General features: G+C 50.7%; 21 protein-coding genes. 7 read left to right on the top strand and 14 right to left on the bottom strand.

Annotated elements, in window-relative coordinates:
- Nucleotides 1-13: 13 nt before the first annotated feature.
- Nucleotides 14-1,453, bottom strand: coding sequence for a ribosome biogenesis GTPase Der (gene der, locus DFR47_RS00920; RefSeq protein WP_113942542.1), 1,440 nt, complete (start codon nucleotides 1,451-1,453; stop codon nucleotides 14-16).
- A gap of 88 nt (nucleotides 1,454-1,541) precedes the next feature.
- A complete protein-coding gene (locus DFR47_RS00915; RefSeq protein WP_113942541.1) occupies nucleotides 1,542-2,213 on the bottom strand; it encodes a tetratricopeptide repeat protein in 672 nt (223 codons plus the stop codon).
- A gap of 261 nt (nucleotides 2,214-2,474) precedes the next feature.
- Here DFR47_RS00915 and DFR47_RS00910 point away from each other — a divergent pair, with 261 nt between their 5' ends.
- Nucleotides 2,475-3,494: a polysaccharide deacetylase family protein gene (locus DFR47_RS00910; RefSeq protein ID WP_113942540.1), complete on the top strand. Its 1,020-nt coding sequence runs from the start codon at nucleotides 2,475-2,477 to the stop codon at nucleotides 3,492-3,494.
- A 158-nt stretch (nucleotides 3,495-3,652) separates the two neighbouring features.
- Here DFR47_RS00910 and DFR47_RS00905 read toward each other — a convergent pair whose 3' ends face one another.
- Complete coding sequence (locus DFR47_RS00905) at nucleotides 3,653-4,000, bottom strand: ArsC family reductase (RefSeq protein WP_113943161.1); 348 nt, start codon at nucleotides 3,998-4,000, stop codon at nucleotides 3,653-3,655.
- A gap of 26 nt (nucleotides 4,001-4,026) precedes the next feature.
- Nucleotides 4,027-4,476, bottom strand: a complete 450-nt coding sequence (locus tag DFR47_RS00900; RefSeq protein WP_113942539.1) for a MerR family transcriptional regulator — start codon at nucleotides 4,474-4,476, stop codon at nucleotides 4,027-4,029.
- A gap of 75 nt (nucleotides 4,477-4,551) precedes the next feature.
- Here DFR47_RS00900 and DFR47_RS00895 point away from each other — a divergent pair, with 75 nt between their 5' ends.
- Both DFR47_RS00895 and DFR47_RS00890 read left to right on the top strand, forming a co-directional pair.
- On the top strand, nucleotides 4,552-6,876 hold the full coding sequence (locus tag DFR47_RS00895; protein ID WP_113942538.1) for a heavy metal translocating P-type ATPase: 2,325 nt from the start codon (nucleotides 4,552-4,554) through the stop codon (nucleotides 6,874-6,876).
- A gap of 494 nt (nucleotides 6,877-7,370) precedes the next feature.
- Complete coding sequence (locus DFR47_RS00890; protein WP_113942537.1) at nucleotides 7,371-7,760, top strand: hypothetical protein; 390 nt, start codon at nucleotides 7,371-7,373, stop codon at nucleotides 7,758-7,760.
- A gap of 58 nt (nucleotides 7,761-7,818) precedes the next feature.
- On the opposite strand, the gene DFR47_RS00885 is transcribed toward DFR47_RS00890, so the two are convergent.
- Nucleotides 7,819-8,745, bottom strand: coding sequence for a LysR family transcriptional regulator (locus DFR47_RS00885; protein WP_113942536.1), 927 nt, complete (start codon nucleotides 8,743-8,745; stop codon nucleotides 7,819-7,821).
- A 188-nt stretch (nucleotides 8,746-8,933) separates the two neighbouring features.
- Between DFR47_RS00885 and DFR47_RS00880 the strand changes: the two genes are divergently transcribed.
- Both DFR47_RS00880 and DFR47_RS00875 read left to right on the top strand, forming a co-directional pair.
- Nucleotides 8,934-9,815, top strand: coding sequence for a pirin family protein (locus tag DFR47_RS00880; RefSeq protein ID WP_113942535.1), 882 nt, complete (start codon nucleotides 8,934-8,936; stop codon nucleotides 9,813-9,815).
- Between the two features lie 158 nt (nucleotides 9,816-9,973).
- A complete protein-coding gene (locus tag DFR47_RS00875) occupies nucleotides 9,974-10,663 on the top strand; it encodes a hydrolase (RefSeq protein WP_113942534.1) in 690 nt (229 codons plus the stop codon).
- 56 nt (nucleotides 10,664-10,719) lie between these two features.
- Here the strand turns inward: DFR47_RS00875 and DFR47_RS00870 are convergent, their stop codons facing one another.
- The 5 genes from DFR47_RS00870 to ureB all read right to left on the bottom strand — a co-directional run bounded on the left by DFR47_RS00870 (nucleotide 10,720) and on the right by ureB (nucleotide 17,687).
- Nucleotides 10,720-12,102, bottom strand: a complete 1,383-nt coding sequence (locus DFR47_RS00870) for an MATE family efflux transporter (protein WP_113943160.1) — start codon at nucleotides 12,100-12,102, stop codon at nucleotides 10,720-10,722.
- A gap of 282 nt (nucleotides 12,103-12,384) precedes the next feature.
- Entirely contained in the window at nucleotides 12,385-13,674 is a 1,290-nt protein-coding gene (locus tag DFR47_RS00865; protein WP_113942533.1) for an NCS2 family permease, read from the bottom strand.
- 319 nt (nucleotides 13,675-13,993) lie between these two features.
- On the bottom strand, nucleotides 13,994-14,917 hold the full coding sequence (locus DFR47_RS00860; protein ID WP_210207240.1) for a hypothetical protein: 924 nt from the start codon (nucleotides 14,915-14,917) through the stop codon (nucleotides 13,994-13,996).
- 204 nt (nucleotides 14,918-15,121) lie between these two features.
- Nucleotides 15,122-16,837, bottom strand: a complete 1,716-nt coding sequence (ureC, locus tag DFR47_RS00855; protein ID WP_113942532.1) for an urease subunit alpha — start codon at nucleotides 16,835-16,837, stop codon at nucleotides 15,122-15,124.
- Nucleotides 16,838-16,925: 88 nt separating this feature from the next.
- Nucleotides 16,926-17,687 (bottom strand): urease subunit beta, encoded by a 762-nt coding sequence (gene ureB / locus DFR47_RS00850; RefSeq protein ID WP_113942531.1) that lies wholly within the window; start codon nucleotides 17,685-17,687, stop codon nucleotides 16,926-16,928.
- Nucleotides 17,688-18,631: 944 nt separating this feature from the next.
- Between ureB and DFR47_RS00845 the strand changes: the two genes are divergently transcribed.
- Together DFR47_RS00845 and DFR47_RS00840 are read left to right on the top strand one after the other, a co-directional pair.
- Nucleotides 18,632-20,074 (top strand): EAL domain-containing protein, encoded by a 1,443-nt coding sequence (locus DFR47_RS00845; protein ID WP_170137414.1) that lies wholly within the window; start codon nucleotides 18,632-18,634, stop codon nucleotides 20,072-20,074.
- Nucleotides 20,075-20,329: 255 nt separating this feature from the next.
- Nucleotides 20,330-21,070 (top strand): L,D-transpeptidase, encoded by a 741-nt coding sequence (locus DFR47_RS00840; protein ID WP_245416399.1) that lies wholly within the window; start codon nucleotides 20,330-20,332, stop codon nucleotides 21,068-21,070.
- 96 nt (nucleotides 21,071-21,166) lie between these two features.
- On the opposite strand, the gene DFR47_RS00835 is transcribed toward DFR47_RS00840, so the two are convergent.
- From DFR47_RS00835 to DFR47_RS00820, 4 genes are all read right to left on the bottom strand, one after another.
- Complete coding sequence (locus DFR47_RS00835) at nucleotides 21,167-22,579, bottom strand: sulfatase-like hydrolase/transferase (RefSeq protein ID WP_170137413.1); 1,413 nt, start codon at nucleotides 22,577-22,579, stop codon at nucleotides 21,167-21,169.
- Nucleotides 22,580-23,034: 455 nt separating this feature from the next.
- On the bottom strand, nucleotides 23,035-23,745 hold the full coding sequence (locus tag DFR47_RS00830) for a phosphoribosylaminoimidazolesuccinocarboxamide synthase (RefSeq protein WP_113942528.1): 711 nt from the start codon (nucleotides 23,743-23,745) through the stop codon (nucleotides 23,035-23,037).
- Nucleotides 23,746-23,926: 181 nt separating this feature from the next.
- Nucleotides 23,927-25,486, bottom strand: a complete 1,560-nt coding sequence (gene guaA / locus DFR47_RS00825; RefSeq protein WP_113943157.1) for a glutamine-hydrolyzing GMP synthase — start codon at nucleotides 25,484-25,486, stop codon at nucleotides 23,927-23,929.
- Nucleotides 25,487-25,574: 88 nt separating this feature from the next.
- On the bottom strand, nucleotides 25,575-26,291 hold the full coding sequence (locus DFR47_RS00820) for a 5'-methylthioadenosine/S-adenosylhomocysteine nucleosidase (RefSeq protein WP_113943156.1): 717 nt from the start codon (nucleotides 26,289-26,291) through the stop codon (nucleotides 25,575-25,577).
- Nucleotides 26,292-26,448: the final 157 nt, after the last annotated feature.

Here is a 26,448-nt window from a genome sequence, read left to right as displayed (position 1 = left end):
CATCCAGATAACATCAGCGTTTTTTCTTTGCGCGGCTGGCAAAAGGATTGTCCGAAGTGCGTAGCGACAAGCGGATCGGCACGCCCGGCATTTCGAATGTATCACGCAGACCATTGATCAGATAACGCACATAGGATTGCGGCATCACATCAGGGCGCGAGCAGGACACCATAAAGCCCGGCGGACGGGTCTTAACCTGTGTCATATATTTCACTTTAAGACGACGGCCAGCCACTGCCGGTGGCGGATGATGGGTAATCACACCTTCGAGCCAGCGGTTCAGACGACCGGTCGAGATGCGCGTATTCCAGATACGGTGCGTCATCTCAACGCTTTCCATCAGCTTATCAATGCCGTGACCGGTTTCACCGGAAATCGGCACAGCGCGGATACCGCGTACCTGCGGCAACAAACGTTCGGTCTTTTCGCGCAGATCAGCCAGCAATGCCTGACGGTCTTCGATCAGATCCCATTTATTGAAAGCAATGATCGGCGCACGGCCTTCACGGATAATCAGATCAATGATCTGCAAATCCTGCTTTTCAAAAGGAATGGTCGCATCGAGAACGATGATCACCACTTCCGCAAAACGAATAGCGCGCAAGCCATCGGCAACGGAAAGTTTTTCCAGCTTTTCCTGCACGCGCGCCTTACGGCGCAGACCTGCGGTGTCAAACAATTTAACACTACGGCCACGCCATTCCCATTCAACGGAAATCGAGTCGCGGGTAATACCGGCTTCAGGCCCTGTCAGCAGACGATCCTGACCGAGCATCGTATTAATCATTGTGGACTTACCGGCATTCGGGCGGCCGACAATCGCAATCTGCAAAGGCTTGGTCGCGTCATATTCAGGGATGATTTCCTCATCCTCATCGCTGACGTCTTCACCAACCAGCGCGCCGATTTTTTCCTGCGTAAATTCTTCTTCGGCTTTTTCTTCCGCGAAGGCTTTTTCTTTGCCTATCACTTCCACAATCGCATCGCGCAGATCAGGCAGACCCTGACCATGCTCGGCAGAAATCGGGCAAGGTTCGCCGAGACCCAAGCGATATGCATCATAGAGACCTGCATCAGCGCCACGGGCTTCAGATTTATTGGCCACCAGTACAATAGGCTTGTTGAACTTGCGCACCAGCTGCGCGAATTCAATATCCGTCGGTGTCAGACCGGCTTTGGCATCAATAACGAACAGAACCGCATCGGCCTCATCAATCGCGGCTTCAGTCTGCGCGCGCATACGACCTTCCAGCGTACCGGCCTCGGCAATTTCCAGACCGGCAGTGTCAATCACTTTGAAATGCAGATCATAGAGCTTGCCGTCGTGGATACGACGGTCACGGGTAACACCCGGCGTATCATCGACCAGCGCCAGCTTGCGCCCGACAATGCGGTTAAACAGTGTGGACTTGCCGACATTCGGACGTCCGATAATTGCGAGTGTAAAGCTCATTCAGCTTATTTTTCCGTCTTACAGAGCAACCTCCTGAAAGCGGAGATTGCTCTATCTTTTTGTTGTATGCGTTTCAGAATGAAACGTCTTATTTCTTTGCGGTAGCCTCAGTGCTGCGCATCAGATCGAGCATTGTATTGGCACGCTGACGAAGATTGGCAGGGATTGCCGCATCGTCTGCATTCTGCTGAAACAGTTTCACCGCATCATCTGTACGACCGGCTTTATAAGCAGCCAGCCCCAGCACTTCACGGGCAGAACCGCGCATCGGATTGCCGTCTGCACTCAGTGTTTCAGCGCGTTTGGCAACATCGTCATAAGAACCGGTATCAACCAAGATATAGGCCGCACGCAGCTTTGCAACATCGCGCAATGCAACAGGCGCTTTATTATCTGCCGCAACAGCATCAAAAGCACTGACCGCACCGGCCATATCTTTTTTCTGCTCCAGCAAAGTGGCCGAGCGCAGCTGCGCCAGCAGCGGATAAGAACCGGCACCTTCTGTTTCCAGTGTCTTCAGCGCGCTCAGAGCTTCGTCAGTTTTGTTTTCACCGGCCAGCTCAAGTGCTGTCAGAAACTGGTCGCCCGATACAGCGGCTTTGCTCTCACGCCAATATTCATAACCGACGAAACCCGCTGTACCGATAACAATCGCCACCGCGCCGCCGATCAAAATCGGACCAAAACGCCGCCATACAGCGCGCATCTGTTCCGAGCGGAGCTCTTCGTTGACTTCGCGGATAAAGCTGTCGTCTGTCATGGATACCCTGTGAAACCCTGTAACAAAATTGATTATGCATCAGCAAACAGACAGCCTGCGCTGCCCATTTATTGAAAACACCTATCCGGCTTTTAGTCGGAATCGGCGACAGATGGTAGCCCCGATTGTGATTTCCTGCATAATTCCTTAATCCGGCACCAAAACTGCAGATTTATTCAGGTAATATGCCTGTGCTTTGCCACATTTCAACCTTATCAATTCTGCTCTCACCCTCCTCTGCCATCACATGAGCCTGTCTTTATGCAAAAACTTATTGCCGCCGGTTTTGCCGCTTCCCTGTGCTTTGCAACAACAGCGCAGGCTATGCCGGATGTGGCAGCAACACCGCCGCAAAAAACAGAGACACCTGACAGTCGCCCGAAACAGGTAGTGATTATCTCGTTTGACGGTGCACATGATAACAAGCTGTGGCAGCGCAGCCGCGCCTTAGGGCAGGAAACCGGCGCGCGTTTTACCTATTTCCTCTCCTGCGTGTTTTATCTGGAACGTGCTGACCGCACACAGTATCAGCCGCCACGCATGAAAGCAGGCCGCTCCAATGTCGGTTTTGCGCAGGATAAAGCAGAAATTGCCACCCGTCTTGATCAGGTGTGGAAGGCCAATCTGGAAGGCCATGAAATCGCCAGCCATGGCTGCGGCCACTTTGACGGGAAAGACTGGACGGCAAAAGAATGGGCACAAGAAATTCAGGCATTCCGCAATATTGTCGGTAATGCCTGGAAAGCCAATAAAATCGACGGTGAGCCGGAAGGCTGGAAAAACCTCGTTTACAACAAGATCACCGGCTTTCGTGCGCCCTATCTCTCCGATGACAAGCCGGTGCAAACGGCTTTGCGCGACAGCGGCTACGCCTATCAGGCCAGTGGCGTGACCTCAGGCCCTGAACTGCCGAAAAACTTCGCCGGATTAAAAAGTTTTGGCCTGCCGCTGATACCGGAAGGCCCTTCCGCACGACCAGTGATTGCCATGGATTATAATCTCTATGTGCGCCATTCGGGCGGCAAAGAAAAACCGGAACAGGCAGCGCAATTTGAACAGCGCAGCTATGATGCCTTTATGAATGCCTTCAATAAGCAATATAACGGTCAGCGTATTCCGCTGCAAATGGGCTTCCACTTTGTCCTGATGAATAATGGCGCCTACTGGAATGCACTGGAGCGCTTTGCCCGCGATGTTTGCAAGCGCGATGACGTGCGCTGCGTCAGCTATCATGATTATCTGGCAGAGCCCGAGCTGAACAAACGACCAGCCGCTCTTTAAGTTCTGAACTAAAAGCCACATACCGGGCTGCAAATGGCAATTTCTGCGCTTCCGGTACTCACGTACCAATAAGTACGCTGCGTTCCGGTCTCGAAATCACCATTTTCGCCACGGTCTGAGACTTTTCCTTTCAGACCTTCACCTGTACTCAATAAAATTCATGCAAAAAACTCGGCGTAAATCTCAGGCTTGAAACCGGCCAGCAATTTGCCGTCCTTTTCAAGTACCGGACGTTTGATCATCGACAGATTGCCGAGCATCAACTCAATGGCTTTTGCTTCTGTCAGATCCTGCTTCTGGGCTTCATCAAGCTTGCGGAATGTCTGGCCTGCGCGATTGATCACGGTTTCCCAGCCCAGTGTCTTGCACCAGTTTTCCAGCTTGGCACGATCCAGACCAACCTTTTTATAATCATGGAAATCGAACGCGATATTCTGTGCGCTCAGCCAATCCTGCGCCTTACGCATCGTGTCACAATTTTTAATGCCGTAAATGGTTACAGTCACGTCCATTCCTCTCTGGTGTATATTGCCTATTTCAATGTTTGCGCCGGATGATCATGCTCATGACCACACTGGCTGTGATCTTCAAGAATCTGAATCACCCTGCATTCACATAACCGTCCGTGATCGCACTCAGTCACCATACGGCGCAATTCATCGCGCAAGGCTGACAGGCGCTCGATACGATCCTCAATCTCATCAAGGTGACGCCGCGCAATCGAATCTGCTTCATGGCAAGAGGCGTTAGGTGTCTCGGTCATCGCCAGCAATTCGCGGATATCATTGATCTCAAAACCAAGATCGCGCGCGTGGCGGATAAATGACAGGCGCTTGATATCTTCCGCGCCATATTCCCGCCGCTGATTCTCCGTGCGTTCCGGCTCGCGGATCAGGCCTATTTGCTCATAAAAACGGATAGTTGGCACTTTCACACCGCTGCGTGCCGCAACTTTGCCGATCGTATAGCCTTTTTTGTCCATTTTTGCGCTTGCTCCTATAGCCACTAGAGCATTTAGGGTGTTTCTCAAAAGATGCAAGAGAAAAGGAAATTGGAGATGTCCGGTCCCGTCCGTCAGGATAAATTCCGCGTCGAAGGCATGGATTGCGCCTCCTGCGCCATGAAAATTGATACCGCTGTGCGCCGCCTCGGCAAGCAGATCAGCGACGTTAATGTTTCGGTCACCAAAGGCACCATGACTGTAACCCATAATGGCGTTGAAGCCGATGCCATTACCGGCCAGCTGAAAAAACTCGGCTATAAATCCAGCTATATGGGGGCCAATCAGGGCGCTGCTGTTACAGAGCCGGAAACCGAAACGCATGTCTGCTCCGGCGATCATGACCACGATCATAGCCACCATAATCATGATCACGCTGGGCATGACCACAGCGATCACGATCACAGCGCACATGATCATAAAAGTCAGAGTCACGATCATGCATATGGGCAGAAGCAGAAAAAGATCAAAGAGACCTCACCGCTGCATATGCATGACCACGGCACAGATGAAGACAATAAGCCATGGTGGCAGCAGGGCAAAGCCAAGCTGACCATTGCGGCAGGCGCTGCATTGGTTGCGGCCTATATTATCGGTCATTTTGTGCCGCAATATGACCTCTATATTTTCTCCGCAGCGATGCTGGTGGGACTGGTGCCGATTGCCCGCCGTGCTTTGGCCGGTGCCCGTTTCGGCACGCCCTTCTCTATTGAAACACTGATGACCGTTGCCGCTGTCGGCGCGCTGTTTATCGGTGCTGTGGAAGAAGCCGCAATGGTTGTCTTCCTGTTCCTGATCGGTGAGCTTCTCGAAGGCGTGGCGGCACGACGTGCCCGCAATTCTATTCGCGGTCTTGCCGATCTGGTGCCAAAAACTGCCCGCGTCGAAAAAGACGGTCAGATTATCGAACAGGATGCGGCAAGTGTTGCCCTTGGTGCGATTATTCTGGTGCGTCCGGGCGACCGGATTGCAGCCGATGGTGAAGTGATCAGCGGCAACAGTGCGGTTGATGAAGCCCCTGTAACCGGTGAAAGCACGCCTAAGAATAAAGAACCGGGCGATAAGGTTTTTGCCGGTACGATCAATGCTGATGCGGTGCTGCGCGTTAAGGTCACTGCCACTGCGCAGAACAATACCATTGCCCGCATTATCGCGCAGGTTGAAGAAGCACAGGAATCCAAAGCCCCGACCGAGCGTTTTATCGACCGGTTCTCGGTCTGGTACACGCCTGCGGTGATGATCCTTGCTGCTCTGGTTGCTATTATACCGCCGCTTGTTGCCGGCGGTGACTGGAGTGAGTGGGTCTATAAAGGTCTTGCTATTCTGCTGATCGGTTGCCCTTGCGCTCTGGTTATTTCAACCCCTGCCGCTATTGCTGCGGGTCTTTCTTCCGGTGCACGCCGCGGCCTGCTGATGAAGGGTGGTGCAGTGCTGGAAAGTGCAGGCCACGTGACCGCAGCTGCCTTTGACAAGACCGGAACGCTCACTCAAGGCAAGCCGGTTGTTACAGACATTATCGCCTTTGGTAGCTCGGAAGAAGAAGTTCTGCGCTATGCTGCAGCCGTTGAACAGGGTTCAAGCCATCCGCTTGCCGTTGCTATTCTCAAGGCTGCGGAAGATCGCAAGATCGCTCTGCCACAAATGCATGACGGTGCAGCGCTTGGCGGTAAAGGCGTATCCGGCACCGTTGACGGTAAAGTCATTCTGCTGGCCTCGCCGAAAGCCATCGCGGCGAAGACCACCATCTCGGATGCGGATCAGAAGCGCATTGCCGATATGAATGATCAGGGCAAGACCGTTTCCCTGCTAATGATCGGCGAGCAGCTTGCCGGTGGTATCGCCATGCGTGATGAGCCGCGTGAAGATGCACGTCAGGGCATCAAAGCTTTGCAAGCGCAGGGTATCCGCACCATCATGCTGACCGGTGACAACCGCCGCACAGCTGAAGCAATCGGCCGTGATCTCGGCATGGAAGTCCATGCGGAAATGATGCCGGAAGACAAGCGCCGTGTGGTGGGTGAACTGAAGGCTAATAAGCAGATCGTTGCCAAAGTCGGTGACGGTATCAATGACGCTCCGGCTCTAGCCGCAGCCGATCTTGGCATCGCTATGGGCGGCGGCACTGATGTGGCGCTGGAAACTGCCGATGCTGCGATCATGCATGGTCGTGTCAGCGATGTCGCTCATATGATTGACCTGTCGAAAAGCACGATGGCGAATATCAAGCAGAATATTACGCTCGCTATTGGCCTGAAGGTGGTGTTCCTGATTACCACAATTCTCGGCATTACCGGTCTGTGGCCAGCCATTCTGGCAGATACCGGCGCCACGGTTCTGGTGACAGCCAATGCCATGCGCTTACTGCGCTGGAAACCGGCATAGAGCATAATTTCTTAAACTGTAACCAGTTTAAGATAAAATTATGCTCTCATTTAAAATTTAGAGCGACCTTTGTGTGCCATGTCTGGCACACGGCGCTCTAGCTCCCAAGACGAAAAAGGGCACCATATGGTGCCCTTTTTATTATAACCCTCTGCAACTTCCATCATGGTAGCGCGGTTTCTGCTGCAAAGAATACTTTATGGATAATTTTATTCAGTATTAGCGTTTGGCAATCATTTGATTTAGGCTATCCCGATAAACGCTGTAAATATTGGCTTCAAAACGGCCGCCTAAATACATTCACATGGCCTCAGAAGGTTAGATATCTTTTAATGGAAGCAACGCAGTTTATTGAGATCTTCACACATGTCCGCATTTTGATTGCGATGATCATAAGTCTCTCAATAGCGCGTATCTTATCCGGCGTAGCCAGATTTCTTCAGCATCCAAAGCGAAACCGGATTTCAGCCCTGCACTTGCTATGGGTCTTTTCCATGTTGCTGGAACTTATTTTGTTCTGGTGGTGGGGTGTCCGGCTCAGCAAAGACGTTGAATGGACTTTCGTCGCATTTGCATTCCAGATTGGTTATGCGATTACGCTGTTTTTGATGACCGCACTGTTATTTCCTGACGATATTGCAGAATATAAAGGCTATCAGGATTTTTTCATTCAGCGCCGGTATTGGTTTTTTACGCTTCTGGCCCTGACCTGGATTATCGATATTTCCAAAGCCATTGTTGCCGGAGGTAATATCAGCTCCACTCTGCTGCTTCACGCATCCGTCACTCTGAGTTTATGTGCTCTGGCAGCATTCTTTAAGCATCCAAAGATTCAGATCGCCATCGTGTTGATCTACATCTCGAGGCAGTTGCTTTCTATATGATCGCTGCCCAGCCGTTTACCGGGCAGCATCAATTGTGATTTCCGGCTTTGCGGAGAGCTTAAGTCAGGCTGTAATCGGTTTCTTCCCGTGCCAGTTTCGTGTATTCTGCGCCCAGAAAATCCAGCAATGAGCGTACTGACGGCAACAACCCGCGACGCGACGGGAAAGCCGCATGCAGGATACCGGTGCGCGGCGCCCATTCCGGCAGTACATCCACCAGTCGTCCCTCGCGCAAATCCTCACGAATGACCATTGTCGGCAACTGGCACACACCAACGCCATGCAGCGCAGCCATACGCAATGCCACCATATCTTCCGTAATCAGACGCGGTTTGTGATGCACTCTCGCTGTTGCACCATCAGCCTTTTCGAGACACCATTCATGATCTGCACGCTGCGGATCCCAAGCCATGCTTGGCAATTCTGCCAGATCGGCAGGCACAAGCGGCCGGTTAATATCAGCAATCACCGAAGGGCTGGCGACAAGTCGCTGCGGGCTTTCTGCCAGTTTGCGGATCACCAGATCACTGTCATCAAGCGGCGGAAAGCGGACACGGATTGCCAGATCAAAACCCTCGCGCAACACATCTACGCGACGATTGGTACTTTCCAGCAACACATCAACCTTCGGGTTTTCTTTCATGAAACGCGCAATCAGATCGCCGATCTGGAAATAGATCATCGATGACGGGCAGCTCACCCGTACCACGCCCTGTGGTTCAGAGCGCATCCGGTCGATGACTTCCTGCGCAGCCTCGGCCTCCACCAGCATAGCAACGCAATGGCGGTAATATTCCTGTCCGATTTCCGTTACTGCGAAATGGCGCGTAGTGCGCTGGATCAGCCGTACACCGAGACTTTCTTCCAGCAGACCGATGCGGCGGCTGAGACGGGAGCGCGGCATATTCAGCTTGCGTGCGGCGGCAGCAAAACCGCCCTGCTCGACCACAACAACAAAAAATCTCAGATCATTCAGATCCTGCATGGAAACTCCCTGCGTCATCATTCATGAAATGGAATATAATCGTATTATCGTAAAGCGCTATACCATTGTCTCATATTTCAGACATTGTAGTGCATTTTTGCTGACTATCGCATTTTTTGTCCCACTCATATCTTCCTGTCATCAACACACACACAGCATTTGCTGCAAGTGACAACAGGAGACAGACAATGAGAAAGGTATTAGGCGTTTACAGCAGCCCCCGCCCGCACTGGGTTGGCGACGGCTTTCCTGTGCGCTCAATGTTTTCCCATGCCAGCCACGGCGAGCATGTCAGTCCGTTTCTGCTGCTGGATTATGCAGGTCCTGCGGAATTCGCACCGGCCGAAAAAGGCTCGGATCACCGGCGTGGCGTCGGCATTCATCCGCATCGTGGTTTTGAAACCGTCACCATTGTTTATCAGGGTGAAGTAGAACACCGCGATTCAACAGGAAATGGCGGAATTATAGGTGCCGGTGACGTGCAGTGGATGACGGCTGCCAAAGGCATATTGCACGAAGAATTCCACTCCCGTGCTTTCACCCAATCAGGCGGAACCCTGCAAATGGTTCAGCTCTGGGTCAATCTTCCCGCCAAAGACAAGAATGCAGAGCCCGGTTATCAAAGCCTGCTCAAATCAGACATTCCTGTCGTTGAACTGGCGGACAAAGCAGGCAGTTTACGGGTTATAGCCGGTCAGTTTGGCAAAATCAAAGGCCCTGCCCGCACCTTCACACCCATTAACCTCTGGGATGTGCGGCTCAAACAAAACGCCAGCAGCTCTCTGAACATTCCGGAAGGCCATACGGCCATGCTGGTCGTGCTCAGCGGAACAATCACAATCAACAATGACAAGCAGGCCACCGAGGCTCAGCTCGTTCTTCTGAACCGTGAAGGTGAGGACGTCCGGATTGATGCTGCCAATGATGCTGCATTCCTGCTTCTCAGCGGAGAACCGATTAACGAACCAATCGTTATGCACGGCCCGTTCGTCATGAATACCACACAGGAAATCAATGCCGCTCTGCGCGACTTTCAGAGCGGTAAGTTCGGAACCATACCAGCTCCATGACCGGATGCCGGCCATGCGTTGCGGGTCTCACATTACCCGATTAGTCCCACCGCAGTTTCGAACGGAAAACCGGTTTCCACTTTTCCTGAAACTGCTCGTCCTTATGAGAGCCGCAGCTGAGAATAACATGCCCCTCTTAACCTCAAGGAGAAATTAAAATGAACCTTCCAGCAACGATTGCGAATTTTGGCGGCCAGCGTCCGGTTATTGATCCTGAAGATGCAGTTATGCTGCTGATCGATCATCAGAGCGGCCTGTTCCAGACCGTGGGCGACATGCCGATGACTGAACTGCGCGCCCGCGCCACAGCTCTGGCCAAAATTGCAACTCTGGCCAAAATGCCGGTGATCACGACCGCATCCGTGCCGCAGGGCCCGAACGGCCCGCTGATCCCTGAAATTCATGAAAGCGCACCGCACGCTCAATATGTTGCCCGTAAAGGCGAGATCAATGCATGGGACAATCCGGAATTTGTTGCCGCTGTTAAAGCAACAGGCCGCAAAACCCTGATTATCGCCGGTACAATCACCAGCGTTTGCATGGCCTTCCCGTCAATCTCCGCTGTTTATGACGGCTACAAGGTTTTCGCAGTGATTGATGCTTCCGGCACCTATTCCAAAATGGCGCAGGAAATCACTCTGGCCCGTATCACACAGGCAGGCGTTATCCCTATGGATACTGCAGCTGTGGCTTCGGAAATCCAGCGTACATGGAACCGTGAAGACGCGCTTGAATGGGCGAAAGTCTATACCCTGATTTTCCCGCACTACCAGCTGCTGATGGAAAGCTATGCAAAAGCGCAGGATGTTGCGAATAATCACGAAGTTCTGGATTCAATGCGCAAATAAGTATTGATCTGAAATTAAGAAGGCCGCGGAACTGATCCGTTCCGCGGCCTTTTTTATCAGACGTAAATTACATTACTGAGTTTATCCCGCCGCATCCAGCGTTGTGTCATCAGCACCGCAACAATTGCCAGACCGCTGGCCAGCCCGATCCACACGCCGACCCCTTCAAAATTAAAGGTAAAGGCAAGCAGTGCACCAAGCGGCAGGCCGACCCCCCAATAGCCGAGCAGCGCCAGAAACATCGGAATACGTGTATCACGCAAGCCACGCAACATACCGGCAGCTACCGCCTGCGCCCCGTCAACAATCTGGAACAGTGCAGCAAAAGCAAGGAAGGATACGCAAAGCCTGATCACCTCAGCATTGGCCGGATCGTTAATATCCAAAAACGCACTGATAAAGACCTTCGGCATCAGGATCATCATCAACCCCATAAAGCCCATAAAGCCGACACCCAGTGCATAGGCACTCCAGCCGGCATAGGCGACGGCCTCACGATTGCCCGCACCATAGGCACGACCAACGCGAACCGTTGCGACCTGCCCGAAACCAAGCGGCACCATGAAACTCAGCGAAGCGATCTGCATGGCGACAGCATGAGCCGCCAACGATGTCGGGCTGATTTTACCCATCATCAGCACAGCCGCATAGAAGATCGTGGTTTCAAAGGCAAAGGTCAGCGCCATTGGCAGACCGATGCGCCACAGTTCAATGAAGCGTGGCCAGTCAGGGCGCCAGAAACGTCCGAACAGACGGTAACGGCGGAATTTTTTATGAGTGCTGACAACCACAACCAGACCGAAGAACATCATCCAGCTTGATGCAGTGGTGGCAATACCGGCACCGCGAATGCCCAGTTCCGGCATACCGAACTTGCCGAAAATCAGGCTATAGGCGGCAATCGCATTAAACACGATAGCAAAGGCTGCGATCAGCAATGTCCAGAGCGGACGCTCCATTGCCGCCAGAAACGAACGCAGGCCGATATAGCCGAGATAAGGCAGCATCGCCCATTGCAGCGTGTGCATCATCTGCACAGAATGTGCGGCAATATCCGGCCGCTGCCCCATAAACAGGAAAACGGATTCCGCATTCCAGAGCAGTATCCAGAACGGAATACAGATAATAATCGCCGTCCAGAAGCCCTGACGTACGGTACGGCGCACATCGCGCACCGAATGACGATTGCGGCCAAGCGCCATTGCCATCATCGGCAGTGTCGCAGAAACCAACCCCATACAGAAGATCATCATCGAATGATAAAAGCTGGTGGTCAGCACGGCAGCAGCCAGCGTATCGGCACCAAGACGGCCGATCAGGATCACATCCGTAGCTGTCAGTGCAGCCTGCGAAAGATTGGTAAAGATCAGCGGCCAGCCGAGCTTAAAGGAAGAGACGATCTCCCTGCCCCAGCGGCTGCCTGTTTGTGTCTGCGTCATTGCAGTCATAATCAGCCGCCTCCCGACAGCTTTTCTCCGGTGTACCGGCGCGAGCAAAGTATTTTCCGGCCTGACACCTCAGGAAAACACTCTTATTTTGTTGTGGTATAAGTTCAGACAAAAGCCGGACGAATAAAGCCGGTGCCTGTAAGTCAATACCATGCTGTATCATGACCATTGATGAAGATCGAGTGTGATCTCATGTAACAATAAAATGAGTTGAGCCGCGAAGCTGTTCTGCTTCGCGGCTCAACCAAATCTTTATTGAACGCTGCTTAGCTGTTAGTGAACATAAGCAAAGCGGATGACAAACAGAGCCGCAACAATCCATGTTGCCGGATGAATGACGCGCCATTTGCCCGAACCCGCTTTCAGAATAACATAGCTGATAAAGCCAAATGCCAGACCGTTTGCGATCGAATAGGTGAAAGGAATGCCCAGAGCTGTCAAAGCAGCCGGTGCAGCTTCGGTTACATCATCCCACTCGATTTCCGACATTTCGCGCATCATCAGACAGGCAACGTAAATCAGAGCCGGTGCAGTTGCATAGGCAGGTACGGAACCGGCCAGCGGTGCTATGAAAAGAGCTGCGAGGAACAAGATTGCAACAACCAGAGCTGTCAGACCTGTACGACCGCCGGCCTGTACGCCCGAAGCACTTTCAACATAAGCCGTTGTCGAGCTGGTACCGATGATGGAACCACCGATAATTGCGGTGCTGTCTGCGAACAGAGCGCGGTTGAGGCGGTTTGGCTTGCCTTCAGGAATAAGACCTGCACGCTTACTCACACCGATCAGCGTACCGGTTGCATCGAAAACTTCAACCAGAACGAAAACCAGAATAACCTGCAGGAAGCCCACATGCAGTGCGCCCATAACATCGAGCTGCAGGAATGTCGGCATCAGGCTTGGCGGTGCGGAGAATACGCCCTGAAACTGGCTTACACCGAGCATGATCGACAGAACGGTTACCACGAGAATACCGATCAGGATCGAACCGCGAATTTTCAGTGCATCCAGAACAGCCATAACGAAGAAACCGAAGATCGCCAGCAGCGGGCCGGTTTTGGTCAGATCGCCGAGGGTGATGAAGGTTGCTTCGCTGCCGACGATAATGCCGGAGCTTTTCATACCAACCAGCGCAAGGAACATGCCGATACCGACAGCAATCGCACTGCGCAGGGATTTTGGAATACCATCAACCAGCCAGCTGCGGATACCGGAGATGGTGAGGATGAAGAAGATCACGCCGGAGATGAAAACCGCACCAAGCGCCTGCTGCCAGGTAAAGCCCATAGCGCCGACAACTGTGAAAGCGAAGAACGCATTCAGCCCCATGCCCGGCGCCATACCAATCGGCCAGTTGGCGACGAATGCCATGACGATTGAACCAAGCGCGGCAGCAAGACAGGTCGCGACGAAAATCGCGTTCCGGTCCATGCCGGTGGAGGACAGAATGTCCGGATTAACGAAAATGATGTAGGACATCGTGAGGAACGTTGTCAGACCAGCGAGCACTTCTGTGCGCACATTGGTTTTGTGTTCCTGCAATTTGAAGAATTTTTCCAGCATGGTTGCTCCCTGTCAGTCTTTTTTTGAGAAGGCGTCCTGACGTCTTGCAGATGATATGCCCCCTCACAAAATCCGGACACCACATGGTGACAGGCTGCGGGAGACGACCTGTTATTGCGCGCCATTACCGGCGATTCATAACATTGCCACATTTTTGCCATTATCAGATTAGCGGGCTGACGTAAATCCATCAGCCCGGTTTTCCCGCATTCCGGAGGTTTTATGCACTGAATCTCGCAGGGAGAGCTCGTTTTATCTGATCGGGAGCAATCTGTTGTGTGCAAATAAGGCACGATCAGATTGGTGCTCCGACACCATGTTACTCTGCGGCTTGCTGCTGTAGTTTCATATTCTGCTGTTTTTCATAGGTCTTATAGGCAAATACCAGAGAGAAGAAAAACACAGAAACCACTGCCGCTGCATATGGCAACTGCGGAACAAATTGCGCAGGAAAGACAAACGGCAACAGCGGAAACGCATAGGCTGCCGGAATACGCGCCTGAAACAAATGCAGCAATCCGTAAATCAGCGCCATATCCAAGGCAACAATCAGCAGCCAATTATCCAGCGCCATAAATAGCACAGTGCCAATAACGGCGGATAAGGTCAGAACAGCAATCTGTTTCAGCGCCATTTTGCGCATATACATTGGCATATGCAGCGCCTCATAAACCACCACAGTCACCGGCGGAATAATCGCCATTTGCGGATAACCCGCCAGCACAACAATGCCGATCCACACCAGATGCAGCAGCAAATAAATCAGCATATATTTATGCTTGAGCGGCGCCTCCTGGGACACGCCCTCGTTGAGCTTAAGCAGATAGACACCCAGCATCAGCATAAAAGTTGTCACAAAAATTGCTGCGAGAAACGAAAAATGCGTTGCATTGGTCACAATTGGCAGCAGACCGGTCGCCAGTGCCGGTGCCAGACTATATTGCAGCAACTGCATCACAACCAGCATCAGCACCAATACGATTATGATTTTTGATATATAGGAAATTTCAAGCAGATTAATGCCAAAACCAACCAGAGCCGTCAGGGATGGCAGAATGAAAATCTTTTCCGGCTGACGCATCCAGCCTTTTTCACGCCACACCCAAAGCGCCACTGCCATAGCAGCAATTTCCGGCAGAATAATCTCGGCATCCTGAAAAATAATGGCCGCAGCCACCATCAGCAAAATAAAGATAAATGCAGCCATATAGGCCACGGCTAAATTAGAACTGTTCGTGTTCACTGCTCTTACTTCCCTGCACCATGACGCTGCATACAGATGATGCAAGAATGGTCACTTGGCTAGTCTTTACCAATAAGCTTCAACTAAACAAAACTTGATTGGTCAGCCATAAAGAGAGAAGCTTATCTGCAGCTTAAAAACAGAAGCAACACTGTATACACGCCGCATAAAGAATATACGGCGTGTTTTTCTCGCTAATATTGATCAGAACAGGTTGTAGCGCTGTGCGAGCGGCACAACAGAAACCGGTTCGGCACCGACTTCAGCACCATCAACACTGACTTTATAAGTCTTCGGATCAACAGTGATTTTCGGCAATGCATCATTGAGCTTCATGTCAGCCTTGGTCAGGCCGCGGCATTTAACGACCGGCTCAATGCGCTTTTTCAATCCGAGATTCAGCACATTGCCATCATTGACCGATGCCTGACTGACGAACAGGATGGAGGTCTTGCCGATACCGGACGACAATGCACCGAACATCGGACGCATAATCACCGGCTGCGGTGTCGGGATTGAAGCATTGGCATCGCCTATCTGCGCATAGGCGATGAAACCACTTTTCATCACCAGTTCCGGACGCTGGCCGAAGAATGCCGGTTTCCACAGCACCAGATCCGCGACTTTGCCTGTCTCAACCGAACCGATAAGATGGCTGATACCGTGGGCAATTGCCGGATTGATAGTATATTTGGCGATATAGCGTTTGATACGGAAATTATCATTTCCCGCACCATCCTGCGGCAGACTTCCGCGCTGCGCTTTCATCTGATCAGCAACCTGCCATGTGCGCATGATCACCTCACCACCGCGTCCCATCGCCTGACTGTCAGAGGTCATCATGGAAATCGCACCGATATCATGCAGCACACCTTCGGCAGCAATTGTATTGGCGCGGATACGGCTGGCCGCGAATGCCACATCTTCCGGAATATTCTTATCCAGATGATGACAGACCATCAGCATATCGAGATGCTCTTCCACCGTATTCACAGTGTAAGGCAGTGTCGGCGTGGTGGAGCTGGTCAGCACATTGGCCTCAGCACAGATACGCATCAGATCAGGCGCATGACCGCCGCCCGCACCTTCCGCATGATAGGCATGGATCGAACGACCGCCAAAAGCCTTGATGGAATCTTCCACCGTGCAGCTTTCATTGACGGAATCCATGTGAATAGTGACCTGAATGTCATATTCGTCGGCCATATCCATACAGGTTGCAATGGCTGCCGGTGTTGTGCCCCAGTCCTCATGTAGCTTCAAACCAGCAGCACCGGCCAGAACCTGTTCACGCATACCTTCAGGACGGGATGAGCTGCCACGACCGGTAAAGATCACATTGAGCGGCAAATCATCGGTCGCCTGCATCATATTATGCAGATAGTTCGGATTTGGCGTGCAGGTCGTCGCCATCGAGCCTGTTGCAGGACCGGTACCGCCGCCAAGCACAGTGGTCAGCCCGCTGGCAATCGAGGTAATCGGCTGTGACGGCGTGATATAATGGAAGTGGGTATCAATACCACCGGCGGTAACGATACAGCCTTCACCCGAGATCACTTCTGTATTGACCCCGATCACCAGATCAGGATGCACACCGGCCATGATATCCGGATTACCGGCTTTGCCGATACCGGCGATTTTACCGTCCTTGATACCGATATCTGCTTTAACAATGCCGGTATAATCAATGATCAGCGCATTGGTAATGATGCAATCCAGAGCCTTGTCACTGCTGACACCGGTGGCCTGCCCCATACCATCACGAATGACCTTACCGGAACCGAAGATGCACTCATCACCATAGACAGTGTAATCGTGCTCGACTTCCGCATAGAGATTAGTATCGCCCAGACGGACTTTGTCGCCCTTGGTCGGGCCGAAGAACTTGGCGTAATCTGCACGGGTTATTTTATAGACCATGTTTTATCCTTATCGGCAGAGCGCGGTGCGACAGCATCTCCGGCACCCTGCAAGCTTAAATTATTGTTTGAAATTATGATGAAAGTGCTCATTCAGCATTGCGGCTGTCGGCAAAAGCCCGCTCACTCACGCGGGAAAGTGTGCGCGCTTTATTGTCCGCATCCACCGCACCATCGACCAGATTATTGCCGCCGCGAATGATCTGATTGCCGGAAATCGCGACCAGTGTAACGTCCTTGGTTTCACCCGGCTCAAAGCGCACAGCCAGCCCCGCAGGAATATCCAGACGCTTGCCATAAGCTGCTTCACGGTCGAATTTCAGACGCGGATTGGTTTCAACAAAGTTGAAATGGCTGCCGATCTGTACCGGACGGCTATCAGTATTGGTGACGCTGATCGTAACAGTTTCGCGTCCTTCATTGAGCGCAATATCACCCTCAGCGCAGACAACCTGACCGGCAATGCCGATCTCTTCATCATCCTGCATCTTCTCAGGAACAGGCAGAAAGCTGCCATAGAGTGCCAGTTTCATGTCGCCTTTAGCAGCGCTGATAGGTGTACGCACGGCAACCAGTTTTGTGCCGTCTCTGAAGGTGCCTTCAATCTGCACATCTTCAATCATCTCGGCCACGCCCGACATCACTTCGCGCTTACCAAGAATTGTGCTGCCAAGATGCATCAGTTGCGCAACTGAATGCTGACCGTCGCGGATCAGCTCCAGCATCACCAGTGAGATCAGAGCCACGGCTTCCGGATAATTCAGACGCAGGCCGCGAGCGAGACGGCGCTGTGCCAACTGACCGGTGGTTACAAGCATCAGCTTGTCAGTTTCATGAGGTGTAAGATGCAATGTTTGCTCCTTTGATTTTTGGAAACACACAGGCGCAGCAAATCGCACGGCACACCGATGCATCGGTAAACCGGTGAGGAATACAGTGAGCCTGTTTGAAAAATAACGATGACTGCGGGCTAAGCGTCTGCGGCAGACAGCACGGGATCAAAACCATTCAGTCCGGCAATCCGTCAGAAAACGGACAACCGGATAAAATCAGGGCGCAATGCGCCTGTTACCAAAAAATACCCAGAGCGGTTTACATCCAGATCGGATCATGGCGCTCTATATTCTTTAGTTTGTCGCAATGGCATACCATTCAAATTGATCCAACTTGAATGTGAAATGCTCTGACGGCATAGCAGAATGATTGAGATTTTAACGTGCAGAAAGGGCATCAGCCCCGCATCGGAAAACTACCCGATGTCGAGTCCTGAGAAATGTTCCATCATGTGATTAACGACAAAAAAAGTCAGCAATCTCGGCCCTGTCATTTCAACTCTGTAACAAAGAAAAAGCGCGGCGGAATCTGTTTTTCAGCGTCGCCACAGCCCTGATAAAGACAGCACCCTCAGTTGAAGTCAAGAGCCCATATTCAAGCTGTTTTCATCTGTTGAAAGATTACAAAATCTTCCTCAAACGCACTTGCTTCTTGTCATTTTCAGAACTGTCTGAAACCTGATCAAAAACTTGCAGCTTTTATCTTTTCATCTGCAAATTATGCGTTTGTCTGGTTTTACTGTCTATATAAATAAGAATATCAGGATATGTTAAATTTAAAGACCAATTCTTATACTGCGTCCAGCAACTTTACATGTAAGGAATACACAAAAGCTCTTTTGTGAAAGCCTGTCTCGGCGATGTGGCACCATAAATTTAAATTTCGAAAAAAGAAGTATACAGCAGGTCATGTTGCGATTGTCGTACTGGCATTTTTCACTCCCCTGCTTTTAGGGACGCCATTGATATTCTGGCAGGCGGAAAAAACACTTTATAAAAAATCTGATGCCGCCAGTCGCACGATCATTGACCAGCTCAATACCATCCTCGACGATGCCAAAACTTTGACCGATGAAACGGCGGCAATGGTCGACAGGCCATGCTCTGAGATTATTGAAAAACTGCGCCTGCAAACGGCATCCACCTCTTTCGTGCAGTCATTGTCGGTTTCCGACCGTGATATTGTGCGTTGCAGCACCATTTACGGGAACAGTCCGAAACCGCTGGACGTGCCAAATTTTTATCAGGACAAACTGGCTCTTGTGCAAGGCAACAGTATCATTCCTGATCGTCCGGTTCTTATGTATCGCACGGAGAAAGACTCAGCTTCAATTCTGGCCAGCATCAATGGTGAATATATCACGCAGTTGCTCAACCATATTGAAATGACTCCTATATCAACGGTTGTCATCGGTAATCAGCGTATCGGGCGGAATGGCCTGATCAGGGCGAATGACACAGAAGAAAAGGGCAAGGTCTGCGCAGTCGATACATCAACGAAATATCCGTTCACAGTTGAGACTGGTTTTGAGCCGGGAGACCTGCGCGACTATGTCTTTGCGCGCTATACACCGATTTTCGCCTTACTACTGGTTTTTGGTGCTATCAGTGCCTTCGCAACCAATCGCATGGCCATGAATGCGCGCAATATCTCGGCCGAGAGCAGACGCGCAATCAAGAATGATGAATTTGCACCCTATTACCAGCCGATTGTCCGAGCCGATACCCATCAATATGTCGGTGCAGAAGTCCTGAGCCGATGGGAGCATCCGCTGGAAGGCGTCATTCCGCCCGATAGTTTTATCCCATTTATGGAACGTTCCGGTCTTATCATTCCAATGACGACGGCATTGATCCGGCGTACAGCCAGAGAGCTTGCGCCGTTGCAGGATGCTTTGCCGGAGAATTTTCATGTCAGCATCAATATCTCGGCAAATTTTCTTGCGGATCCGGAACTCATAGCAACCTGCAAGCAATTCTATCAGCAATTCAGGACAGGTAAAATCAGGCTGGTACTGGAACTGACAGAGCGTGAAGCGATTGTACCGACAGAGGCATTACAGGCGCAAATCCGTGCGCTTCGTGCCGAAGGTATCCTCATCGCACTGGATGATTTCGGCGTCGGTCATTCCAACCTGAATTATCTGAAAGAATTTCAGGCAGACATGCTCAAGATCGACCGCGGCTTCATCACCGGCATTGGCAGCAATGATTTGTCCTGCCATGTCTTACAGAGCATCATCGACCTTTCCAGACAGCTGAAGCTCAAAGTTATCGCCGAAGGAATTGAGACACTTGAACAAGCCAATTACCTGCAGGAAAAAGGCGTCGAATATTTGCAGGGCTACTATTTTTCAAAGCCGCAACCTATTGCCGTCTTCAAAACACAGATCAACAAAGATTAACACATAGCACGCTAACTCAGCACGACCGGCTAGTCCGGCAGCACTGTGTTGGCAGGATTTACTAAAACCGGTGATTTGAGAACACAGTCAACGCGTTAACCATAACCGTTGCCAAAAAGACACCATCACTCTGACAATTGGACACTCTCTGTAAAGATAATTGATCAAACGGTAAACTCTTTGTAGACGCTTAAGAAAACCTTAAGCATAGCGGATAAGCAGGAAGACTTTATCCGCCAGAAACTGGAGCCGGCTTTGTCTGTCTTACCCCCACCATACGCCCCGCTACTGAAATCAGCATTATTTGCAGGTTTTGCCCTCGCCCTTTCAGCCTGTACGACTGTTCAAAATTCTGTTCCGGTTATTAATACCACTGTTACCGAACCAGCCCCTGCCCCTGAGCCGGTTGTCAAAGCAGAACCTGCTATTGTAGAAACCGCAGCTGTTGATGGCGATGCAGCTTATATGTATCGCGCCATGACCGATCAGAATTTTCAGATTCCGGCCATTGATCTGAACAAGCTGAAACCGCAACACCGCCGCACAGTTGTTGATTACAAGACCAACGAAAAGCCAGGTACTATTGTTGTCGATCAGCCATCGCGTTATCTTTATCTTGTACAGCCGGAAGGCAAGGCCATTCGCTATGCCGTCGGTGTAGGCCCAGTAGCGCGTGCCTTTAACGGTGGTGATGCTATTATTGCCCGTAAAGCTGCCTGGCCGCGCTGGACACCAACGCCAAGCATGATCAAACGTAATCCGCAGCAATATGGCCGTTATAAAGACGGCGTTGACGGCGGCCCAAGCAACCCGATGGGTGCCCGTGCGCTGTATATGCATAAAGATGGTATCGATACCTACTACCGCGTTCACGGTACAAACAATCCGTCCTCAATCGGTCGCGGTGTTTCTGCCGGTTGCATTCGCATGATCAATCAGGATGTGATCGACCTGCACTCGCGCGTTAAAGCCGGCGCCCGCATTGTTGTGAAATAAGCTAAAAATAAAATGCCTGCTCCGCGTTAACGGAGCAGGCATTCAACAGGATTATCAAAATCCAATCTGTCCAGATTATTCTATCCCACCTTGCTCTCAGTGCGAAGTTAATGTCACGGCAGGTGCGGCCCATAAAAACTGCGCCAAGTCACGATCATGCGAGATTAGCTGATCAAGCTTCACCGGCCCCAACTCTTCAATCAAGCCTTTGCGATCGGATAGCATAGATATACCGATACCCGCCTGATGATTATTCAGCGTAAAGCCCAGCAGTTCCAGAATTGTCGGATAAGCATCAAACATTGCGGCTTGCTTAGTAATTATTTCCTGCCCGCGATCAGTACCAATGATCGTAAAGTAATTACGGCGCTCATGCTGGTTAAGCTCGCTCCATGCGGATGACTTCATCGAAAGATGATCACTCATCACAACGACCAGCGTATTTTCCAACTGTCCGCCAGCTTGCAACTTAGACAAAAAGCTTTTGATTTCATAACCGGTACATTTGATTGAATACCGGATCGACTCGCCTTCAACAGGCCCGATATTATTAATACAGCGCCGTGTCGGAAAACCGGTCGGGAAGTGCCCTGCCAAAGTCTTCATGGCAAAGAAATACGGTTTTCCTTGCTCCTCCAGGCTGATGATTTGCTTTTCAGCTAAATCAAAAACCGTATCATCATACAGACCCCAGAAATTTTTATAGTCCGTGAACTGATCCGCATAGTTTTCACCACCATCAATAATATTATATCCATGGTTTTTCAGGAAAATATCTGTGCCTGCAAATTTTGTCGAAGCTCCGCTCAAAAACGCAATATTATAACCGTTATTACCAAGCACATCTCCAAGGCATATGGCTGAAGGCATAAAATTAGTCTGAGTTTCAAATTTATTACGCGCAAACAAACCATTTGGCTGCAACGGCACACCACATTGCGAACTGACAATACCGGCAATTGTCCAGCCTGTATTGGCGGCCTGAGCAATATTATTAAAGTACAAACCGCTGCCAGCTATGTCCTTCATATCTTTAAAAATATCATCACCGTCAGAAAGCTTACCGAATGTCTCTTCAGCGCTTTCCGCATAAATCATAATAATATTCTTGCGCGCCTGATCTGCATGCAGCTTCAGATCAGCCGGTACCGCCTGATAATAAGGCAAGAGCTTATCGCCATCATTTTTATGCAAATAATAACTGCCGAATTCCGCCGTTACCGGTGTTAATAAAAACAAAGGCAGCGCCAGTAAGCGATCGGCATAATATAAGCGCACATCTCTTCTGGCGATATAATGAAACGACACCAGCAACATGGTTGCTACGGCAACATAACCGAGTGTTTCAACGATAATATCTGCTACAGAACCACTTTCCACGTCCATACCAAGATGAAAAAGAATAGCTCCGATATCGAATGATCCGAAAATATCAATAAACCATGTATGAATAATGACGAGTAAAACAGGCACCGATGTAAACAAAAGCAGTTTACTCTTCTTCGGCATTCTCTGACGATCTGCAACACGCAAAAAAATAAGTGCAATAAAAATCAGAACGGCAATAATCCAGTATCGCCTCATCATCAGATCATAAGTGCGCCGGATAAAAAAGGTAGCAGAAAACGCAAAAAGCAGCATTAAGGCCAGATCATATAAAGAATATGCTCTGATTGTTTTTTTAATATAGCTTAACAACGCACTTAAAATCCCGAAACGCATTACAATAAATAAACGACGATTTATAAAATAAAATAATATTCCAAGTCAAATAAAAATAAATTCAACAATATAAGTAAATTATAACATTACAAATATAGCACTGTATTACCTTGAATAACATAGAATGAACCAATAAATTCATAGAAATGCCGCCGTAGCTTTTCAAAAACTACGGCGGCATTTCTAATTTTACGACACTAAAAAAGTACCGTGATAGCTTTACAAAGCATCAGCTGATTATATTAACCGATCAGTCTTTCATACACAGTGGCATGTTCCAGCACCTTTCCTGCATCATCCATGACCCGCATAGCATCAGCAGAAATCTCATCGATGACCACAATCTCACCATCGACAAGGCCGATTTCGATCTTCATGTCGATCAGGGTAAGACCTTTCTCAGACAAGTCGGTTTCGACGATGCGGCACACATGGCGGGTCAACTGCTTTGCCTGTTCAAGATGTGCCGGAGTTAGCAAACCAAGGGTAACGATGCTATCATCATTGATAAGTGGATCGCCGCGCTCATCGTCTTTAACCGTGATTTCAACGAGATAGTCGAGCTTCTGCTCAGTATCACGAATATATTGCTGGTAGCGGCGGATGAAACTGCCCCAAGGACGGGTGCGGCAGACAAACTCAAAGCCGCCTGCGCCGTTGATATCCTTACCCAGAGGTTCACCGCGACGAACTTCCATCGTGCCCTTTTCAAGATCAAGATTGACCAGGTGGGTAGGAACACCGGCAGCATGCAGACGCTTAAAGAAGTAATCCGTCATGCCAAGAGATTTACGACCCTTGCCTTCAACCTGACCGATAACGGTATTTGCACCCGGATCGATCACACCATCCGCACCGGTAACATCATCCTTGAACACCAAAAGAATGTTGCCATTGTCCAAGGCATAGAGGTCTTTTGTCTTGCCGGAATAAATCTTTTCGCTGCTGTTCATTCGTTTACTCGCTAAAGCTGATGCGCTGATTATATCTCCGGAACGGCTTACGTTCATTTGGACGCAATGCTCGCTCTGGATTCTTTAATTTGTCGCATTATCCCGACGTCAAATTATTCTAATTTGACTGTGAAATGCTCCAGAAAAAAACAATGCGCCGATTGGCGCATTGTTCTTCAACTTATTCCCACTCGATGGTGCCCGGAGGCTTCGAGGTAATATCATAGACCACGCGGTTGATGCCGCGCACTTCATTGATAATACGGGTCGCTGCCTTGGCAAGGAAGTCCATATCGTAATGGTAGAAATCAGCAGTCATACCGTCAACGGATGTTACCGCACGCAGCGCACAGACGAATTCGTAAGTACGGCCATCGCCCATAACACCAACGGTCTGCACCGGCAGCAATACGGCGAATGCCTGCCAGATCACATCATAGAGACCGGCTTTGCGGATTTCGTCCAGATAAACGGCATCAGCTTCGCGCAGGATTTCCAGCTTCTCACGGGTGATACCGCCCGGGCAACGAATTGCCAGACCAGGTCCCGGGAACGGATGACGACCGATGAATGAATCCGGCAAGCCGAGTTCTTTACCCAATACGCGCACTTCATCCTTGAAGAGTTCGCGCAGTGGCTCCACCAACTGCATATTCATGCGTTCAGGCAGACCGCCCACATTGTGGTGCGATTTAATTGTAACCGAAGGACCACCGGTGAAAGACACGCTTTCGATCACGTCAGGATAGAGTGTACCCTGCGCGAGGAAGTCTGCGCCACCGAGTTTCGCGGCTTCTTCTTCGAACACTTCGATGAAGAGACGGCCAATGGTCTTACGCTTCTTCTCAGGATCAGTTTCACCTTCAAGAGCGCCGATAAAGCGATCCTGCGCATTCACGAGCACCAGTGGCAGATTGTAATGTTCTTTGAACATTGCAACCACATCCGCGGCTTCGTTTTTGCGCATCAGACCGTGATCAACCAGAATACAGGTAAGCTGATCGCCAACAGCTTCATGAATAAGCAATGCTGCAACGGAAGAATCCACACCGCCGGAAAGCGCGCAGATAACTTTGCCTTTGCCAACCTGTTTGCGGATCGCTTCAACTGCCTGTTCGCGGTAAGCGGACATTGTCCAGTCCGGCTTGATACCGGCAATATTATGGACGAAATTCTGCAGAAGTTTTGCACCATCAGGTGTGTGCACCACTTCCGGATGAAACTGTACCGCAAAATATTTGCGCTTTTCATCGGCAATGGCTGCATATGGTGCATTCGGTGAAGTACCGACAACTTTGAAACCTTCCGGCAAAGCTGTCACGCGGTCGCCGTGGCTCATCCAGACCTGATGGCGGGTGCCTTTGGCCCAGACACCGGCAAACAGTGCGCTGTCTTCATTCACTTCGAGGAATGCACGACCGAATTCACGGTCATGGCCGCTCTCGACCTTACCGCCAAGCTGCTCGCACATGGTCTGCTGACCGTAGCAAATGCCCATAACCGGAATACCGGCTTCAAACACTGCCTGTGGTGCGCGCGGACTACCGATATCGGTGGTCGAATGCGGGCTGCCGGACAAGATCACAGCTTTAGGATTGATGCGCTTAAACGCTTCATCCGCCAGCTGGAACGGCACGATTTCGGAATAGACGCCGGCCTCACGCACACGCCGCGCTATCAGCTGCGTGACCTGACTGCCAAAGTCAATGATAAGGATAGTATCGGGATGGGTGGTGCTCATGGGCAGCATCTAAAGAATTATGTTGATCGTTGCAAGCCGGAATCGAAACCCGCGACAATATATTAGGGCACAAAATGGTGAAGCGCTATCAGTCGCCGGATTTTACCGTCAGCGGCACTGTGCGTTCCAGATCAGCTTTATAAAGACCCGGATCCGGATGGCCCGTGGTTTTCACCAGATTGCCCTGCAACAAAGCGGCTTCAATCAGACGGACAGACTGCGCAAGTTTCTCATCAATAATATGCAGATAGCGTGTCCAGTCAGACACTTGCTTCACGGTTTCATCACCATCGGAAATACCGCGCAGACCAATCAGCGGCACTGCAAAACGCTGGCAGGTGCGCAGGATCGCAAAGCTCTCCATATCAACCATATCCGCATCAATATCATCATAGGCTGAACCGGTAACGATATTGGCGCCTGTGGATAAAGAAGCGCTGGCGATGCCCGGCACATGGTAAGGCAGCGGAATGATGATCGGGAAATCTGCCGATGGTGTCTGCCCCTTGGCATAACCCAGCGCAGACGCATCCATATCACGATAGCCGACGCTCACGGCCTGATAGATTTCGGTCTGCACCAGTTTCGCTGAACCAGCAGAACCAAGCGATACGACCAAATCCGGCAAAGCACCGCGCAAGGACAAATCGGCCAGAACGGCAGAAACAACCACAGCAGCTTCAACAGGACCAATACCTGTGATCAGCGGATTGAACATTGCCTGCAAATGCGGGCCGTATTCCGAAGGCGATGCCATAACAAAAAGCACTTTTTTGCCGCCGAAATCATGCACATATTGCAGCATCGACATCGCGTCTTCAGAAGTGCCCTGTACCGGCACAGACATAATCTTGGTCATTCTAACACCTGAGGCCATCAATACGAACGATTGCGGCACACCCTTTTATTCGGACTTGCGCGGAGCTTTGGGATAAATCCGCACGAGGTTCAAATCAAAAAGC

Origin of the sequence: Pseudochrobactrum asaccharolyticum, assembly GCF_003314995.1 — a bacterium.
GTDB lineage: Bacteria > Pseudomonadota > Alphaproteobacteria > Rhizobiales > Rhizobiaceae > Pseudochrobactrum > Pseudochrobactrum asaccharolyticum.
Note: the sequence above shows the minus strand (reverse complement) of the source record. Positions and strands in the feature narration are given on the sequence as shown.

Coding starts and splice junctions, on each gene's coding strand:
- der (WP_113942542.1), bottom strand. CDS start 1,453: ATGAGCTTTACACTCGCAATTATCGGACGTCCGAATGTCGGCAAGTCC.
- DFR47_RS00830 (WP_113942528.1), bottom strand. CDS start 23,745: ATGAACAGCAGCGAAAAGATTTATTCCGGCAAGACAAAAGACCTCTAT.
- DFR47_RS00880 (WP_113942535.1), top strand. CDS start 8,934: ATGAGAAAGGTATTAGGCGTTTACAGCAGCCCCCGCCCGCACTGGGTT.
- DFR47_RS00870 (WP_113943160.1), bottom strand. CDS start 12,102: ATGACGCAGACACAAACAGGCAGCCGCTGGGGCAGGGAGATCGTCTCT.
- ureC (WP_113942532.1), bottom strand. CDS start 16,837: ATGGTCTATAAAATAACCCGTGCAGATTACGCCAAGTTCTTCGGCCCG.
- DFR47_RS00890 (WP_113942537.1), top strand. CDS start 7,371: ATGTTGCTGGAACTTATTTTGTTCTGGTGGTGGGGTGTCCGGCTCAGC.
- DFR47_RS00875 (WP_113942534.1), top strand. CDS start 9,974: ATGAACCTTCCAGCAACGATTGCGAATTTTGGCGGCCAGCGTCCGGTT.
- DFR47_RS00915 (WP_113942541.1), bottom strand. CDS start 2,213: ATGACAGACGACAGCTTTATCCGCGAAGTCAACGAAGAGCTCCGCTCG.
- DFR47_RS00820 (WP_113943156.1), bottom strand. CDS start 26,291: ATGCTGCAATATGTGCATGATTTCGGCGGCAAAAAAGTGCTTTTTGTT.
- DFR47_RS00910 (WP_113942540.1), top strand. CDS start 2,475: ATGCAAAAACTTATTGCCGCCGGTTTTGCCGCTTCCCTGTGCTTTGCA.
- guaA (WP_113943157.1), bottom strand. CDS start 25,486: ATGAGCACCACCCATCCCGATACTATCCTTATCATTGACTTTGGCAGT.
- DFR47_RS00885 (WP_113942536.1), bottom strand. CDS start 8,745: ATGCAGGATCTGAATGATCTGAGATTTTTTGTTGTTGTGGTCGAGCAG.
- DFR47_RS00865 (WP_113942533.1), bottom strand. CDS start 13,674: ATGCTGGAAAAATTCTTCAAATTGCAGGAACACAAAACCAATGTGCGC.
- DFR47_RS00835 (WP_170137413.1), bottom strand. CDS start 22,579: ATGCCGAAGAAGAGTAAACTGCTTTTGTTTACATCGGTGCCTGTTTTA.
- DFR47_RS00895 (WP_113942538.1), top strand. CDS start 4,552: ATGTCCGGTCCCGTCCGTCAGGATAAATTCCGCGTCGAAGGCATGGAT.
- DFR47_RS00900 (WP_113942539.1), bottom strand. CDS start 4,476: ATGGACAAAAAAGGCTATACGATCGGCAAAGTTGCGGCACGCAGCGGT.